This is a genomic window from Thalassotalea algicola (assembly GCF_012932965.1).
Lineage (GTDB): Bacteria > Pseudomonadota > Gammaproteobacteria > Enterobacterales > Alteromonadaceae > Thalassotalea_F > Thalassotalea_F algicola.
On sequence record NZ_JABBXH010000004.1, the window covers coordinates 237,092 to 253,810 of the forward strand.

The following is a 16,719-nucleotide window of genomic DNA, read 5'->3' on the forward strand; positions in this document are numbered from 1 at the left end:
GGTCGAATAAACTTTGACAGAAATTGTTATATAGCTATGGTGTTTTGTAATTTTCTGTAACACTAACATTATTCTGGAATTCAATATGCAATTGAAAAAGAAAACGATGCAAGTTGTCATAGTCGCATTTGCACTTATGGCATCGTTTTTTGCACTAGCTTCCGACAATTCTGCTATCGATATCCCACGAATAGCTGGTGAAATATCTATTGATGGGCAGCTAAATGAGCCACAATGGAAAACTGCAAAACGAGTAAATATAAATATTGTTACTCGCCCGTATGACAATACACCTAGTCCAGTAAAAACAGAAGCACTGTTAATGGAAGATGGCGGTACCTTTTATTTAGGGTTTATTGCTCACGATCCTAATCCGGAAGAAATCAGAGCTTTCCTTAAAGATCGCGATCGCAGCTGGGGAGACGACATCGTTGGTATCAAAATAGATACTTATAATGACCAACGTACAGCATATCGCTTTATGGTTAATCCTCTCGGCGTACAAATTGACGGAGTTGAGAGTGAAATAACCAAAAAAGAAAGCGACTCTTGGGACGGCATTTGGGATAGTGCCGGTCAAATTACCGACTTTGGCTACATTGTTGAAATGGCCTTGCCGCTTCGCATGTTGAACTTTAACGAAGATTTGTGTCAACAAGATTGGGGAATTGAACTGGTTCGATTTTACCCAAGAACTGAACGTTTACGAATTTCAAACACTTCCTTAGACAGAGGGAATAGCTGCGAACTCTGTCAATTGGTAAAAGCTAGTGGTTTTACTGGTGCTAAACAAGGCCAAAACTTAACAGTTACGCCATCATTAGTATTAGGAAAATCCGAAGAGCGTGATGATTATGGCACATGGCAAGACGATGAAACCACTGAACCGAGTTTAGATATTCGTTGGGGCATAACCCCAGACATTTTACTAAATGCAACTATCAACCCTGACTTCTCAACGGTTGAATCGGATAGAGCGCAATTAAACATTAATAATAACTTTGCTTTATTTAATGAAGAAAAGCGCCCGTTCTTTTTAGATAACGCTGATTACTTTGACTCTAATTATAACCTTGTTTATACCCGCAACATTAATGCTCCTGAGGTCGGCGCAAAGTTAACCGCTAGGAAAGACAACCATTCTATTGGCTTGTTTGTTACTAACGATGAAACAACAAACTTTCTTATTCCTGGCAACCGTGGTTCAAGCATTGCTGAAATTGACGATAAATCAGAAGCTGCCGCATTTAGGTATCGCAATAGCTATAGCAAAGATTTAACTTTAGGTTGGATTAGTACATTGCGGACATCTGACGATTATCAGAATATGGTGCATGGAATCGATGCTCGTTATCGCGCAACACAATATGACGTGGTGAAATTCCAAAGTTTATATTCAAATACTGAATACCCAGACGACTTATTTGAACAATTTTGTAACGCTGATGAAGTTGACGATTGTCAACAAGGAAACGTAGAACCTTGCGACCTATCTGGCTGTGACATCAACGAGCAGGTACTTCGTACTCAAGACAAAGATAACTTTAGCGGTAACGCGTTTCGCTTTGGCTACTACCATAACGATAGCAATTGGCACTATAAAGTCACCTACGATAAACAAAACGCAGGATTTCGTGGTGACTTAGGCTTTATTGCACGTGCAGACTTTAATCGCTTAGTCCTTGGTGGCGATCGTAAATGGTACGCTGAGCCTGGCGACTGGTGGACTCAAGTTAAAATTTATTCTGATTGGGATATTAGCCATAACGACGATGGTGAAATGCTCGAAAAAGAATTTGATATTAATTTTCAATTAAATGCTCAGCATGGTACTCATGCGCGTTTTTGGTATAGCAATCGTGATTTAGTTGGAAACAGAGTTGACCAAAGTAGCCTGGCGATTGATGGCAATACGACTCTGTTCACTGAAAACGAGTATGGATTTTTCGCCGAAACTAAACCTACATCGGGCTTCTACATCAATACACGTTTAAATTGGGGCGATAAAGTCGACTTATCCAACAATCGATTAGGTAAGAAAAAAGAATTTAGACCAACTATAAACTGGAATGTGAATCAACATTTAGAATTAAAACTTCGTCACACGTACAGAGAGTTAGACGCAGAATCAAAAAACGTGTTTATCGCTCGATTAACTGACTTTAGAGCTACATATCAATTTAACGTGCAAAGTTTTTTACGTTTAACATTCATATATAACAATACGTCAAGAAATCAGCAAAATTACCCGTTAAGTGATCCAGATGACATAACACCACGAAGTAAAGATTTATCAGCACAGTTGCTTTATGCATACAAAATAAACCCGCAAACGGTTTTTTATCTCGGCTATTCTGAGCACCAGGACGGCGAAGGAGATTTCAGCGACTTAAAGCAAGATTTACGAAGTGTGTTTATGAAATTTAGTTACGCCTGGATTAGATAAGTAAGTTATGCTAGTCAAAGGCCTGTTTTACAGGCCTTTTTTGTTTGTCTATTTATTGAGAATTTGTCACAATCAGCAAGTGAAAAAATAATAATAGGCTGGTTTAGATGTTCGCCAACAGCAGTAAAGGATTACTATTTAGCATTTTCCTTACTCCAATTTTCTGTTTTGCTCAAAACACTGATGAGCAAGCTAAGCAAACCATTGCAATTCCATATGTAGATTTACCCGTAGTCATTGATGGTGAATTAGACGAACCAATTTGGCAGGATGCTAAAGTAATACAGATAGATACTGTTACAAGTCCTTATGACAATACTCCTAGCCCAGTAAAAACAGAAGCTCGAATAATTGATAACGGAAAATATCTGTCAATAGCGTTTATCGCTTATGATCCAGAGCCCAATAAAATTATTGCATCTATTGGCAAGCGCGATACTAAATGGCTTGACGATGTTATCGGTATTCAATTAGATCCGCTCAATAACCGTCGTGTTACCTATAGTTTTTTTGTGAACCCTTATGGCGTACAAAACGACCAGACTTTCAACGAAGTAACAGGCGAAGCAAATGAATTGTGGGATGGTATTTGGTATTCCCATGGAAAGCTAACGGAGTTTGGTTATCAAGTTGAGTTAGCAATCCCCTATCATATTCTAAATTTTGATCAGTCAAAAACCACTAAACAATGGCCATTTGAATTAGTTCGCATTTTCCCTCGTGACAAACGACTACGTATCTCTAGCATAGCATTAGATAGAGACAATGTTTGCTGGTTATGCCAATACCCTATGGCGACAGGGTTTGAAAAAGCAACAGCAAGTAATAACATTCAAATTACTCCTTCTTTAGTTGTGAATCATAACGAACAACGAGATATATACGACAATACAGCCGACTGGCAAGATGACACAGATATAGATGCTAGCCTAGATGTACGCTGGGGAATTACGCCAAAAACCACATTGTACGCAACATTGAACCCTGATTTTTCAACTGTAGAATCTGATGAAGGTCAACTTAACGTTAACAAGAAATTCTCACTTTTTTATGATGAGAAACGAGCGTTTTTTCTTGAAAATGCCGACTATTTCGATACCTTAGCGGACCTAGTATATACTCGCAACATTGCAGATCCTGACTACGGTGTTAAATTTACCAGTGCCGAAGGTGACCACAGTTTTGGTGGTTTTGTTAGTCACGATACCGAAACTAATTTTATACTTTCAGGAAATTTAAGCGCTAAAATCGCTGCTTTAAACACCGAAAGTCATTCTGGTGTTTTACGTTACTTATATGATTTCAACAGCGATACAACGATAGGCTTAGTATCAACCTTAAGAAAAGCAGACGACTATCATAATTATGTTTATGGCGTAGATGGGCGTTATCGGATAAATTCAACGACACACTTTGCTTTTCAATTACTTAACAGCGATACAAAATACCCAGAAATGTTATTTAACGATTTCTGCTCCATTAACTGCAGCAATAATGAGCAAGTGTTGAGAAGTAAAAAAGAGAAAAGTTTTTCAGATCTTGCCTATCAAATAGAGCTTAGCCACGAATCAGAAGATTGGGAGTTTGAATTAGCTAGAGAATGGTTTGGCGATGAATTTCGTGCAGATTTAGGCTTTGTTAATCGAATTGATTATGTTGATGATGAAATAAGAGTTGCTAGAAAGTTATACCAAGAAGATACCAATGCCTTTTGGTCTGAAATGAGCTTCGGTGCCGAGTTATCGATTCAGCACAATGAAAATGGCGAGTTGATCAATAAAGAAAACGAAGTGTTTTTTAAAACAGATGGCCCATTACTTTCAAAATTCGAAATTAGCTTAATCGATGCAGACAAAGTAGGCTTACGTTTAAATGACAATACGTTAAAAATAGATGGAAATACTGATAGGTTTAACGAACAACAACTAGTTTTTTATGGTGCATTTAGGCCAACCAATAAAACGTTCTGGTCGCTAGAAGCAACCATTGGCGACAAAATAGATTATGACAATAATCGCTTAGGTGACGTTATTGACGTTACAGGCAATTTTACTTGGTATCCTAATAGGCATATTGAACTCGATATTTATCAAACCTATAACGAGTTGGAAGCTGATAACAAAAACGTCTATACCGCACATTTAACTGATTTTCGCTTCAGATATTATTTCAACGTCGCAAGCTCGATAAAGCTTAGTATCGTTTATCAAGATATTGAGTACAACCCTGATAACAACCCGAACAGTTTCTTTACAGAAGATGAGCGTAGCCTTTCTACTCAGCTTATTTATTCATATCAATTAAACCCGCAAACGGTATTTTTTGTTGGTTACTCAGATTCAAGCTATGAAGACGACTACATTGGTAAACTCAAGCAAGAAGAGCGAACTTTCTTTAGTAAAGTCAGTTATGCATGGCGATAATCGTTGAAAAGTTACTACACTAATTAGTAAATAAAACTTTGGTTCAGGAAACCAGCTATTAAATGATTAAAGGAATAATGCTTTTGGCGCTGGCTAGCTTATGTTTTGCAACCAGTGCAAAAAAATTAACGATAGCTACGGATGACGGACCTCCGCATATGATTGCGAACAATGACTCGGGAATAGATTTAGACATTGTTAGGCAAGTTTTATCTGCAATGGGGTATACAAGCGACGTCATATACGTTCCACTTCATCGAGCTAAGCAATTAGTATCTGACGCCAAGGCTGATGTTTTTTTACCAACATTTTATGAGAGTGACAGTCAGTCTTTATTTTTTTCTGAACCGTTTATTACCTACAAGCCAACTATATTTAGTTTATCTAAACAACAGATTGAATTATCCAGCCTTGCTGATTTATCTAAGTATTCTGTTATTTCCTTTCAAGGTGCGACAGGATATTTCGGTGAGAGTTACACAGCTGCAGTGTCCAACGCAAGCTACCGAGAATTACATGATATGTCGCAGTTCCCATCAATGCTGATTCACCAACGCACAGATCTTGTAGTATTAGACTATTACATTTTTTATTATTACTTAAAGCAAAATCACCCCAACATAAATATCACTCAAATTGATCAACACATGCTAATTTCGGAAGTTTCTGCTCATGTAGGGTTTAATGATGAGCAATTAAGAAACGAGTTTAATCAGCAATTAAATCAATTTAGAGCTGACAAATTAGACCAAAAGGTAATCGAGCATTACATAGGCAAACAATGAAGTGTTTTATGCCTAGATAGCCAAATCTTTTATTTAGCCGGCTTATTTTTATCTCTTTGATCAATCGTTACCGACGTTGAAAGCTTTGCGTTATCTTTAAAACTCAAACCATTAGAGTAACCGATTAAATCTTCACTACTTTTTTGATGTGGGTTATCACTTTTTGTCGTCTTAGCGATAATTACAATGTCTTCAGCTTGTTTTAAGGTCAGGTGCGGCAGCAGGTACATACTTTCGTTTAACGTTACATTAAGTGGCAACTGGGACAGCTTGCCTTTAAAATTAGCCAACGGTAAACGTGCTCCCGGTTTAGATGCATACACGTATAAAATCCAATTTTCTGCATCCGATGGTAACAGCGATTTATCTATATCGACCGCAACCTTTACTGCACGATAATCAGCGTTACTTTCTTCGGCTGCCAAACAAAACAATGGGATAGACAGCAAGCAAATAAAGACTACATTTTTCATAAACATTCCCCGTCTTTATTTGAACTTAACTTCTTTATCGCTTCGCGTATAAATGCGACTTTCCGGCGTTGTCCACAAGCCATTTTTAAAATAACTGGTCGACACTTCCATTTTATTGCCTAGCAACTTACTGGTTGATTTTACTTGGGTGATACCGTCTTTATTACCGTTGACATCTTCATAGGCGACAAAAGTAGTATTATCCACCATTTCCATCCAACCTTGGGTATAAAAACCAGCCGTAGTGAAATAGTAAAATACGATTTTATCTTTTGTTTTATCGAAGAAAATAAGCGACTCACCACCATACTCACCGTCATTAATTGAATGTAACGTTCGCACTGTTGTCCCATTAAGCGCCCTTTCCCACTTTGATACATCAACTACTGAAGGTTTACCATCTTGTACTTTAAAAACCGACGTCCAAGTACCTAAATAGTCTTGAAAAACCGCCAATTCTTTAACTAGTTTTTTTTCATCTGCAAAAGCATTGCTTGTAAGTGTTAAACAGCTTAGTAATATCCAAAGGTATTTTTTCATTTATTTGTTCTCATTTTTCAGTTTCATTTATCGATAACTACCGTCGCAGAGATTTGATCATGTATCGCTTGGCGATTAGCATCCCAAAAGATTTGAATAAAACCAAGTAGCCCGGTAGCGATACCTGCGCCATAACCACCGTATCGACCAAAGCTATCCCAAATTGAAAGCGGCGTACCATCAAGTTGAATCACTTTAATACCCAATAGTCTTTTGCCAGGGGTTTGACCTTGCCATAACGCAGTAAACACAGTGAAATAAAATGCAGCCCAACCAAAACCTAAGCCAAGGTCTTCAATAATTCCCTTTACTAACTCCATAATCGAATATATTGGCTTGCTATCCTTTTCTTCTTCGCTCGCTATATTATTACCTTCTTTGCTAATTACTGATTCTAAGCTGGAGGCATTTGTGCTTTCGAGATCTTGGTCTTCTTGTTGCACTTCTTTATCGCTTATTTTGTTAGTTTCTAAACTAGCGACCTCTTTGTTAAAATCGGACTTTAAACCTTCTACAAGTTGCTTCTGCTCGGCAGTTGTTAAATTAGTTTCCTCTACTAAATCTGCAAATGTAGTATCAATTTCATCTAAACCTTTCTCATGAGCGAGCCATGCAACATCACTGACGATGTCCGATAAACCTGCCCGCCAACAGTCGACATTCTCACATTGGCTTCTTTGCGCAATAGTAGTAGCTTGTGTCACTAAACTCGCTATTTTCAGCGTCGTTTTTAAATCAAGTTCATCACTGTTTATGCTGTTGCTAGGGGTTTCTGGCGATTTGGTCACTGAGTCAAGTTGGCCAAATAGCGATGGTAAGGTATCAAGTAACATAACAAGTAAAATAAAAGCCCCAATACCACGCATAATAGCGCGACGTTTTTGCCCTTTCACTTTCCCCATTTGTTCAGCACGCTTTTTGCTACCCAAGCGATAGGCAGTAACCGCAATAACTACCGCTAATAATTCACCTGGTGCACTACTTAGCATAGCTATCAGCATCAAATCGACTAATAATGCCACCCCTCGCTTCCAAGGTTTTGCTAACGGTAAACCGAACAAAGTTTTATCAATTTCAAAAGCAAATGGCGTTAATATTTGACGCGTTTCTTGGCGGTCTAGTGCTTGCGTCTCACCTATAAGCGCTTGTTCTTCTGGCTTATTATTAGCTTCTTGTAATTGGTTTTCAGTCATCAAACATTCCTTTATTTTGGCATTATAATAATGCCTTGATTCCTTGAGTTAATCCTGAAATTGTCATTGGAAACATTTTCTTTTCCATTAACTGATGCATTATTTGAATTGATGGATAATAGTGCCAAGTTTGTTCCGGTTGAGGGTTTAGCCAAATCACTTTATCAAAATGATCAGTAACTCTTTCTAGCCATACACTACCTGGTTCTTGGTTCCAGTGCTCAACACTGCCTCCCGGATAGGTTATTTCATATGGTCCCATCGTCGCATCACCAACAAAAATCACTTTGTAATCACGACTAAACTTATGCAGCACATCTAATACATCCATGCCTTCATCATAGCGACGTTGATTGTCGTGCCACACTTGTTCATACAAACAATTATGAAAATAAAAGAACTCTAAATGTTTAAATTCGGTATGCACTGCTGAAAACAACTGTTCACACACTTTGATGTGGTCATCCATCGAGCCACCTACATCAAAAAACATTAACACTTTTACTGCATTATGACGCTCAGGCTTCATTTTAATATCAAGATAGCCAGCATTTTTAGCGGTTGCAGAAATCGTATCATCTAACGCGAGTTCATCGCTTGCCCCCGTTCGAGCAAACTGCCTTAACTTTCTTAACGCTATTTTTATATTTCGGGTACCTATTTCTACTTGGTTATCTAGATTTTTAAACTGCCTTTTGTCCCAAACTTTTACCGCACGGCGGTGACGCGATTCATTCTGGCCAATTCGGATACCTTCAGGGTTATAACCGTATGCGCCAAAAGGAGAAGTGCCTCCAGTACCAATCCACTTATTACCACCTTGATGACGTTTTTCTTGCTCCTTCATTCGTTCTGCTAAGGTTTCCATAAGCTTATCCAACCCGCCCATGGCTTCAATTGCTTGTTTTTCTTCCTCGCTTAACGTTTTCTCTAGTTGCTTTCTTAACCAATCCTCAGGAATTTCTGAAAGGTCGATATCAAGTGATTCCACTCCCTTAAAATAATCAGCAAAAGCACGGTCAAAACGATCAAAGTAACTTTCATCTTTAACTAGCACCGCACGGCTCACGGCATAAAAGTCGTCAATGCTGGCGAAAACCACGTTGCGCTCTAGCACACGTATTAAATCAAGCAGTTCTCGGATAGTACAAGGCACGCGATATTCGCGTACCTTCATAAAAAAACCAATCAGCATTGTTTAGCGTCCTGCGCGGTTCATAAAGGCAAGCTTTTCAAACAAGTGCACATCTTGCTCATTTTTTAATAACGCGCCATGAAGTGGAGGAATCGCTTTAGATTGCTGAGATTCCTTTAAAATTTCAGGTGAAATATCTTCCGCTAATAACAACTTCAACCAATCAATAAGTTCTGATGTCGACGGTTTCTTTTTCAAACCTGGAATTTCACGCAATTCAAAAAACGAGGCTAACGCCTGATCTAATAACTGTTTTTTGATGTCTGGAAAGTGAACATCAACAATGGCCTGCATTTCCTGTTCGTCAGGGAAGTTTATGTAATGGAAAAAACAACGACGTAAAAACGCATCAGGAAGTTCTTTTTCATTATTTGAGGTAATAATTACAATTGGACGCTCGGTCGCTACGACTCGCTCTTGTGTTTCGTATACGAAAAATTCCATTTTATCGAGTTCTAACAATAAATCATTTGGAAACTCGATATCAGCTTTATCAATTTCATCTATGAGCAGAATTGGACGCTGGTCACTGGTAAATGCCTGCCACAATTTACCTTTGATGATGTAGTTACTAATGTCTTTTACTTTTTCATCACCTAATTGGCTATCACGAAGTCTTGATACGGCATCATATTCGTAAAGGCCCTGCTGTGCCTTAGTAGTGGACTTAATATGCCAAGGTATAAGTTGTGTTCCTAAACTTGCTGCTAGCTGTTCTGCCAACATAGTTTTACCCGTTCCGGGTTCACCTTTAATTAATAATGGGCGTTCCAAAGCAATTGCCGCATTTACGGCTAACTGTAGTTCTTTTGACGCGATGTACTCGGAAGTACCTGTAAATTGAGACATATAAAATCCAACTGTTTGAACTAAAATAGACATTCGTTATTCCATTTTTGCATATAAGATATAACGAAAAATCACTTCTTTTTTTGCAATAACTAGCTACTCTAATGGAGTAATTTCAACAATTCCATATTGTTTTACACAATATTTTACAGGATTCGACCATGACAACTATATTTCAAGACAATTCTACCAGTATCGGTCGTACACCACTGGTTAAGCTAAATCGAGTAACCGGCGGTAATGTATTTGCTAAAATTGAAGCAAGAAACCCAAGCTTTAGTGTTAAATGCCGTATTGGCGCTAGCATGGTTTGGGATGCAGAAGAAAAAGGTTTACTTGGTGAAGGTAAAGAAATCATCGAACCTACCAGTGGCAATACAGGTATTGCACTAGCATTTGTTGCAGCTGCACGCGGCTATGCAATTACGTTAACCATGCCTAATACGATGAGTTTAGAACGTCGTAAGTTATTAGCAGCCTTAGGTGCAAAACTAGAGCTAACCGAAGGTGCTAAGGGGATGAAAGGTGCAATAGAAAAAGCACAAGAAATCCGCGACTCTAATCCAGAACGCTATGTATTATTAGGTCAATTTGATAACCCAGCAAACCCTAAAATTCATGAAGAAACGACTGGTCCAGAAATTTGGAATGATACTGACGGGAATATTGATATATTCGTTGCTGGTGTGGGTACTGGCGGTACTATTACCGGTGTAAGCCGTTACATCAAGCTCAAAGAAGGCAAAGCAATTACTACCGTTGCCGTTGAACCAGTTGATTCTCCTGTTATTACTCAAGCGAAAGCAGGTAAAGATTTAACACCAGGTCCACACAAGATTCAAGGTATCGGTGCAGGCTTTATCCCTGGTAACTTAGATTTAGAGCTTGTTGATGCAGTAGAGCAAGTTTCTAATGAAGATGCGATGGAAATGGCACACCGCCTAATGAAAGAAGAAGGTATTCTTGCTGGTATTTCATCTGGTGCAGCAGTTGTTGCAGCTAACCGACTAGCTGAAAAGCCAGAAAACGCAGACAAGAATATTGTAGTGATCCTTCCAAGTTCAGCTGAGCGCTATTTATCTAGTCCACTATTTACAGATAGCTTCTCAGATAAAGAGCTTGTGCAATAATCAATTATTGAGCAAAATCTTGTTATCTTTTAAAAAAGGCGCTTTAGGCGCCTTTTTTAGTGCAAGTTAATTGTAGTTATGCTTAAAATAGAGCTAAACATGGATATTATAATTACAAACGTTATGAAATTATTTACCAGCATAGTTATTGCTATCTCCTTTTTGCTCACTGGGTGTACCGGTGAAGAAGAAATTACTGAAATCGCCAACCCCGAGCTTGTCGCTGTAGCATTTTTCGATGCGCTTTATAATCAAAAAGATGTAAAAAAAGCAGCATCCGTTTGCTCGCCTAAGCTTGCTAGAATTTTATTGCACTACAAATCTCCAACAGCAGTCGGTCGCCATTTATTTAATATGCAATACGACAAGGTTGAAATTAAACCGGATGATAGCGGTGTTAAAGTACGTGAACAGTTTAAAGATGATGCCGATATCATTTTATATTTTGACGGCTATTATCAAGAAGACAGAATTAAAGATGTGAAACGTGTAAGCCTTAAGCAAGTTGATGGCAACTGGGTTATCGATAAGATTCTTAAAGATCCGTTTTAAGTTTAAGTAACGAATATTGGTTATAAAAAAAGCGGCTAAGCCGCTTTTTTTTATTTGATAATCGAAACTAACGTTATTTGGCAAAAACTTTGCCTTCTCGCCTAGGATCTGCACCACCAAGTAATCTTTTACCTTTAACCTCTATAGCCTGTATTCCGCTATTTAAATCACGAATCATCACTTTATGTCCTTTTGCTTCTAAAGCAGGCTTTAGTTTAGCTAAAGGAGTCCCCTTCTCTAATGTGGTCACTTTATTTCGATTAGTCACTTTAGCCATATTAATGGCCTGTTGCGGATTAAGTTGCCAATCAAGTACACCAATTACTGTTTGTGCGACATAGTTAATGATTCGACTTCCACCAGGAGAACCTACGACTAGCTTTAAGCTATCATCTTTATTAAACACCATCATTGGTGCCATCGAACTACGAGGACGTTTAAAAGGCTCTACTCGGTTCGCTACAGCTATACCATTTCGGCTAGGAGATAACGAAAAATCCGTTAATTGATTATTTAAAATAAAGCCATTTACCATAACCGCTGAACCAAACGCCATTTCAACACTTGTTGTCATTGAGATAGCATTTCCATCACCATCTACTATAGAAATATGGCTAGTTGATGGCAATTCAAAACTATCGTTTTCAGCATAATTTAGCGCTACTACCGGTTCTCCAGCAGCTGCTTTACCCATATCTTTAGCTCGTTTTATCAACTCTGAGCGCTTGCTCAAATAGTTTTCATCAAGCAATTGATTGGTAGGCACAGTGACAAAATCCTGATCTGCCACATATTTATCTCGATCAGCAAAGGCGAGCCTAGAGCTTTGAGTAAATAAATGTACAGCTTCTTCACCATTAATTGGTAGTTTAGATAAATTAAACGCTTCTAATTGCTTTAATATTTGGATAACCGCAATACCGCCTGAACTAGGAGGTGCCATGCCACAAACTTTAAAGCTATGGTAACTTCCGCAAACAGGTTCTCGCCATTTAGGCTTATAACCTTTCATGTCTTCAAGTGATAAAACACCGGGCTCTATTTCAGCATTTTGTACTGCATTAACAATATCTTGTGCGATTTCCCCTTGGTAAAAAGGTTCAACACCTTTTTCCGCAATTAACCTATAGGTTTTTGCTAGCTTTTGATTAACCAATACTTGTCCGGCTTTTATTGGGGAGCCATTAGGGAAAAAATAATTTGAAATTTCACTTAGTTTAGTAATGCCAGGGTTAAACTGCATTGCCACTAATTTCTCCAACCGAGGAGAAACAACAAAACCTTGGTCTGCCAAGGTTATCGCTTCATCAAATAGTGATTTCCAAGGTAACTTGCCATACTTGTCATGCGCAGATTTAAGCCCTTTAAGTACACCTGGAACTCCTACTGAACGGCCACCTACTACGGCATCTATCCAACGTACAGGCTTACCCGCTTTATCTAAAAACATATCGCTAGAGGCATTTTTAGGAGCGGTTTCTCTGCCATCTATAGTTTCAAGCTTTTGACCTTCACTATCCCAATGTAAGATAAATGCTCCGCCACCAATGCCAGAGGACTGCGGTTCAACTAACGTTAATACTAATTGCACAGCTATTGCTGCGTCTACAGCGCTGCCGCCTTTAGCTAGTATATTAAACCCCGCTTTACTGGCATAAGGATTTGCCGCTGCCACCATATATTCGTTGCCAACAACAACTTGTTTAGCAGTGTGGCCTGTAGCAGCTTCTGGCTCTCTTGTTTCACGCTGCACTTTGCTAATGGGGTTGCTATAAAACGCGAGTGTGGTACTTGAAATACAACACACAGCAAGCGCGAGTATAGCCCGACGAAAATGTCTATTTTTCATTAAATAAATGACCTAATGTTTTTATTTTCTAAACGATAACTGAATTTGATTAAACTGCCCAAAGCTTTTTAACAATCCACTATATTTTTCTCTATTCGTTTCTAGTATTTGCAGTGCATAACAACTCGCCTCTAATGTCGATAATGCATTATTTTTTTTTGTTGAACGAATTAAATATTGACCGATTAACCCTTCCGGTAACTTTAGCTGGGGTAAAAGATGCAAACAGCGTGATAATTGAAACATCTTATAAGCTTTCTTCCATGTACCATCGAGCACAACCAAAGCATAATCTTCATTGGTAGCTACATTTATAGCGGCAATTTCGGTCGCTTGTTCACCAGGAAAAAGTAAAATCAGTCGTTTCTTAGTACTATTAATAAACTGTTGAAATTCAACATGTTCATCAAAATTTTCACCAACAAAGGTTTGGCTATTCAAAAGAGATAACGTTAATAGCTTAACGCTACCTTTAGGGTGATTAACTTCTTTTTTATGTTGAAGCACGATTAACTCAACATTGTTGTCGCAGGCGAACACTAAATGACAAATACACACTGGCATTGGTCGCTGACATTGCTGACAATAGGGTCTAGCCATATATAAATCTTGTAATTACACTACAGGGGCTAATACTAATACCAATATTTCTAAATACAAGGCTGTATACATTGCTTTCAAACTTATTATTCAATAAATACTCAAGCATAATTCCTTCAAGTTTAATCGCATTAACGGCCATTATTTGTTACTGCCTTTCAGACTACTCAGCGTCATTTGATTACCATAAATCAGCTATCTTTAGTGGCGAAGTTTGGCGCCTTTTTACTGGCCACGTTTTTCATACTAATAATTATCACTTATTACTTAATTTAGCGGGCTTAGCAATGCTTACCTTGCTACATAGGCAGTTTTACACTCCTAGAACATTTTGCCTATTAGTCTTATTTTGCATGACTTTTATTAGTATCGCTTTGCTTATGCTTTCTGATCTAGAACATTATGTTGGCCTATCAGGTGTACTGCACAGCCTTTTTGTTTGGGGAGCACTCAAAGATATCGCCAATAATGAAAAAACTGGGTTCTTTTTGTTTATGGGCATATGGCTTAAAGTTATTTATGAACAAATTAAAGGGCCAAGCCCAGAAATTGCAGAATTAATTAATGCCAGTGTAGCAATTGACGCACATCTTTATGGCGCGATTGCAGGAACGTTATATTTTGTATTGGTAAAGATATTGATGAAGTATCAAAAGTAATTAGCCGCCAATAGCAAAAACTGTATTCAATATTACCGGAATGATTAGCGGGCTAAATACTGCAGTGATCAATGCAGATAAAATCAAAGCCAGTGACGAAAACGCACCATGTTGAAAACTTAAGTGTGAAATACTCGCCGTTCCTAATGCATGGCTCGCACAACCAACGGCTAGCCCTTGGGATTTTTTACATGTAATTCCACATAAGGTTAATAATTTAGGGCCAAATACGCCACCAACAAGTCCAGCAACAATTATTCCAACGGCAGTTATTGCTGCTACGCCATTTAGTTGTTCCGTTAACGCTAAACCAATTGGAGTAGTAACCGATTTTAACGACAACGAAACAGCTATATCGCTTTGATTAAATAGCCACATTGCTAGAACAAAGTTTGCGACTAGCATTAGCATTATTGAACTACACAGCACTAACATCACTTGTTTAATTTGACTTTTTATCACCTGTATTTGCTGATAAAGCGGGTAACCTAACGCAACAATAGCGGGTTCAAGTAAATAACTGAAAATTTGCGTATGCTGATAATATTGGTCAAAACCAATACCGAAAGTTAATAATAGTGGAATAATAACAAGCATGGTGAGCAGCATCGGGTTTAACCATATAAGCTTTGACCACTGCTGAATCCGAGCGAACCCCTGATAGATCAATATTGTTAATATGCAATAGACAATAAACTCTACGACCAAGGCATTATTCATTTGGTTTGCCTCTTAGTAGGTATTGATAAAAACTGCCAACAATGATTAAAAGTAGAACGCTAGAAACAATAGTAAATAGCAATAATTGCCAACCATTACTTTTGATTAAATCAAAGTAATTCATGATACCTACGCCAGCTGGCACAAAGCAGACGCCCATATGCTTAATTATCCAATCAATCGTTGAAGAAACTTTATCAGCGTTTAAAAGTCCCATATGCAAGCCTGTTGCAAAGTAAAACATGCCATATAAGCTAGCTGGGAGAATAGGAATAACAGCATAGGTAACGTAACCAAATGCTAAACATATTGAAATGGAAAAAATGCTATAAAAATGTGACAAAACAGCGAATTCGGAATCAATTGGATAGGTTAATAGTAAGGCTATTACATCAAAATGTCATGACGTCATATACGCTATCATCCAAATTAATATCAATACTATTTCTTTTTCTTGGCAATGCCTGATTCATTAATTCGGTATTTACTTAATATTGCAGAAATTACACCTTCTGTAATTAGCTTATCTAACGCATTATTAATCTCTTCGATTGAAATGTCTGACTTAGGTGACAACACTCCATATATTAAATGCTCGCTAACCAGATAGCTCGCAACTTTAAAGTCGTCATCATAATTATGCTCCTTAAATACATAATCAATCAGAATATCTGAATCAATAAAACCATCAATCCAGCCCTTAGATAATCGTTCAAAGTTTAATTTTAATGATCGAACATCAGTACGAGAAATATACTGAGTATCAAATGCTTCCGTTAGGCTTGGATAGACAAAACCTCGAATGGTACCAACAGTCTTTTGATGTAAATCTTCTAATGTTTCATAGTCTTTACTTTCCTTTTTAACCACAATGACATTTTTTTCTTTAAAAATTGGAATTGTCCAAATCAACGCATTATGCGATATCCATTTTGGGTTAGATATAAGATAAAAATCGATAGTCCCATCGAGCAAATACTTTTCTATGCGCTTTCGTGGTACAAAAACAAACCGAGAATTGATATCTAATGAATCAGATATTTCACCAATAATATCGGCAATAACCCCCCCAGTATTTACTTCCCCTTTTATAAGTGCGTACGGCGGACTATTATGAGCGCCAAAACCAACGGTTAATGTTTTCCCTGTCGCAGCCAGTCCTTTTACTGAAAATAAAACTACAAAGCATGAGAGCATCGCATTGCGCATAAAATGAAAAAACGTCCTTGAAAATTTGCTCATTACTATCGGATTTTCTAAAAGCTATTTATATAAATGTAGAAGAAAATTTTCGTTAAAAAAAGA

At 37.9% G+C, this 16,719-nt stretch carries 16 protein-coding genes; 6 read left to right on the forward strand and 10 right to left on the reverse strand.

Annotated features, from left to right (window positions below; translation table 11 throughout):
* Window positions 1-85 precede the first annotated feature (85 nt).
* The 3 genes from HII17_RS13105 (at window position 86) to HII17_RS13115 (ending at window position 5,654) form a co-directional block, all read left to right on the forward strand.
* Window positions 86-2,446, forward strand: coding sequence for a carbohydrate binding family 9 domain-containing protein (locus HII17_RS13105; protein ID WP_169075828.1), 2,361 nt, complete (start codon window positions 86-88; stop codon window positions 2,444-2,446).
* A gap of 107 nt (window positions 2,447-2,553) precedes the next feature.
* On the forward strand, window positions 2,554-4,869 hold the full coding sequence (locus HII17_RS13110; RefSeq protein WP_169075829.1) for a DUF5916 domain-containing protein: 2,316 nt from the start codon (window positions 2,554-2,556) through the stop codon (window positions 4,867-4,869).
* A gap of 62 nt (window positions 4,870-4,931) precedes the next feature.
* A complete protein-coding gene (locus HII17_RS13115) occupies window positions 4,932-5,654 on the forward strand; it encodes a substrate-binding periplasmic protein (RefSeq protein WP_169075830.1) in 723 nt (240 codons plus the stop codon).
* 29 nt (window positions 5,655-5,683) lie between these two features.
* Here the strand turns inward: HII17_RS13115 and HII17_RS13120 are convergent, their stop codons facing one another.
* Genes HII17_RS13120 through HII17_RS13140 form a run of 5 tightly spaced genes read right to left on the reverse strand, consistent with a single transcriptional unit; the run spans window position 5,684 to window position 9,904 of the window.
* On the reverse strand, window positions 5,684-6,127 hold the full coding sequence (locus tag HII17_RS13120; protein WP_169075831.1) for a c-type cytochrome biogenesis protein CcmI/CycH: 444 nt from the start codon (window positions 6,125-6,127) through the stop codon (window positions 5,684-5,686).
* 15 nt (window positions 6,128-6,142) lie between these two features.
* Window positions 6,143-6,667: a hypothetical protein gene (locus tag HII17_RS13125; protein WP_169075832.1), complete on the reverse strand. Its 525-nt coding sequence runs from the start codon at window positions 6,665-6,667 to the stop codon at window positions 6,143-6,145.
* A gap of 23 nt (window positions 6,668-6,690) precedes the next feature.
* Window positions 6,691-7,860, reverse strand: coding sequence for an RDD family protein (locus HII17_RS13130; RefSeq protein WP_169075833.1), 1,170 nt, complete (start codon window positions 7,858-7,860; stop codon window positions 6,691-6,693).
* 22 nt (window positions 7,861-7,882) lie between these two features.
* Complete coding sequence (locus HII17_RS13135; protein ID WP_169075834.1) at window positions 7,883-9,055, reverse strand: vWA domain-containing protein; 1,173 nt, start codon at window positions 9,053-9,055, stop codon at window positions 7,883-7,885.
* A 3-nt stretch (window positions 9,056-9,058) separates the two neighbouring features.
* Window positions 9,059-9,904, reverse strand: a complete 846-nt coding sequence (locus tag HII17_RS13140) for an AAA family ATPase (RefSeq protein ID WP_169076128.1) — start codon at window positions 9,902-9,904, stop codon at window positions 9,059-9,061.
* A gap of 161 nt (window positions 9,905-10,065) precedes the next feature.
* Here HII17_RS13140 and cysK point away from each other — a divergent pair, with 161 nt between their 5' ends.
* Both cysK and HII17_RS13150 read left to right on the forward strand, forming a co-directional pair.
* The gene (gene cysK, locus HII17_RS13145; RefSeq protein WP_169075835.1) at window positions 10,066-11,034 is read left to right on the forward strand and encodes a cysteine synthase A; all 969 of its coding nucleotides are present in this window, start codon (window positions 10,066-10,068) and stop codon (window positions 11,032-11,034) included.
* Between the two features lie 99 nt (window positions 11,035-11,133).
* Complete coding sequence (locus HII17_RS13150; RefSeq protein ID WP_235938774.1) at window positions 11,134-11,586, forward strand: hypothetical protein; 453 nt, start codon at window positions 11,134-11,136, stop codon at window positions 11,584-11,586.
* Window positions 11,587-11,659: 73 nt separating this feature from the next.
* On the opposite strand, the gene ggt is transcribed toward HII17_RS13150, so the two are convergent.
* Window positions 11,660-13,435 carry a gamma-glutamyltransferase gene (gene ggt / locus HII17_RS13155; protein ID WP_169075836.1) on the reverse strand — a complete coding sequence of 592 codons (1,776 nt, stop codon included), beginning with the start codon at window positions 13,433-13,435 and terminating at the stop codon, window positions 11,660-11,662.
* A gap of 21 nt (window positions 13,436-13,456) precedes the next feature.
* Window positions 13,457-14,035 (reverse strand): tRNA-uridine aminocarboxypropyltransferase, encoded by a 579-nt coding sequence (locus HII17_RS13160; RefSeq protein WP_169075837.1) that lies wholly within the window; start codon window positions 14,033-14,035, stop codon window positions 13,457-13,459.
* Between the two features lie 71 nt (window positions 14,036-14,106).
* Between HII17_RS13160 and rrtA the strand changes: the two genes are divergently transcribed.
* Entirely contained in the window at window positions 14,107-14,694 is a 588-nt protein-coding gene (gene rrtA, locus HII17_RS13165) for a rhombosortase (protein WP_169075838.1), read from the forward strand.
* Here rrtA and HII17_RS13170 read toward each other — a convergent pair whose 3' ends face one another.
* The 3 genes from HII17_RS13170 to HII17_RS13180 all read right to left on the reverse strand — a co-directional run bounded on the left by HII17_RS13170 (window position 14,695) and on the right by HII17_RS13180 (window position 16,623).
* Window positions 14,695-15,414 (reverse strand): LrgB family protein, encoded by a 720-nt coding sequence (locus HII17_RS13170; protein WP_169075839.1) that lies wholly within the window; start codon window positions 15,412-15,414, stop codon window positions 14,695-14,697. It abuts the gene before it with no gap.
* Window positions 15,407-15,757, reverse strand: a complete 351-nt coding sequence (locus HII17_RS19220; RefSeq protein WP_268969157.1) for a CidA/LrgA family protein — start codon at window positions 15,755-15,757, stop codon at window positions 15,407-15,409. Before HII17_RS19220 ends, HII17_RS13170 begins: the two co-directional genes overlap by 8 nt.
* Window positions 15,758-15,855: 98 nt before the next feature.
* The gene (locus tag HII17_RS13180; protein WP_169075841.1) at window positions 15,856-16,623 is read right to left on the reverse strand and encodes a substrate-binding periplasmic protein; all 768 of its coding nucleotides are present in this window, start codon (window positions 16,621-16,623) and stop codon (window positions 15,856-15,858) included.
* Window positions 16,624-16,719 lie beyond the last annotated feature (96 nt).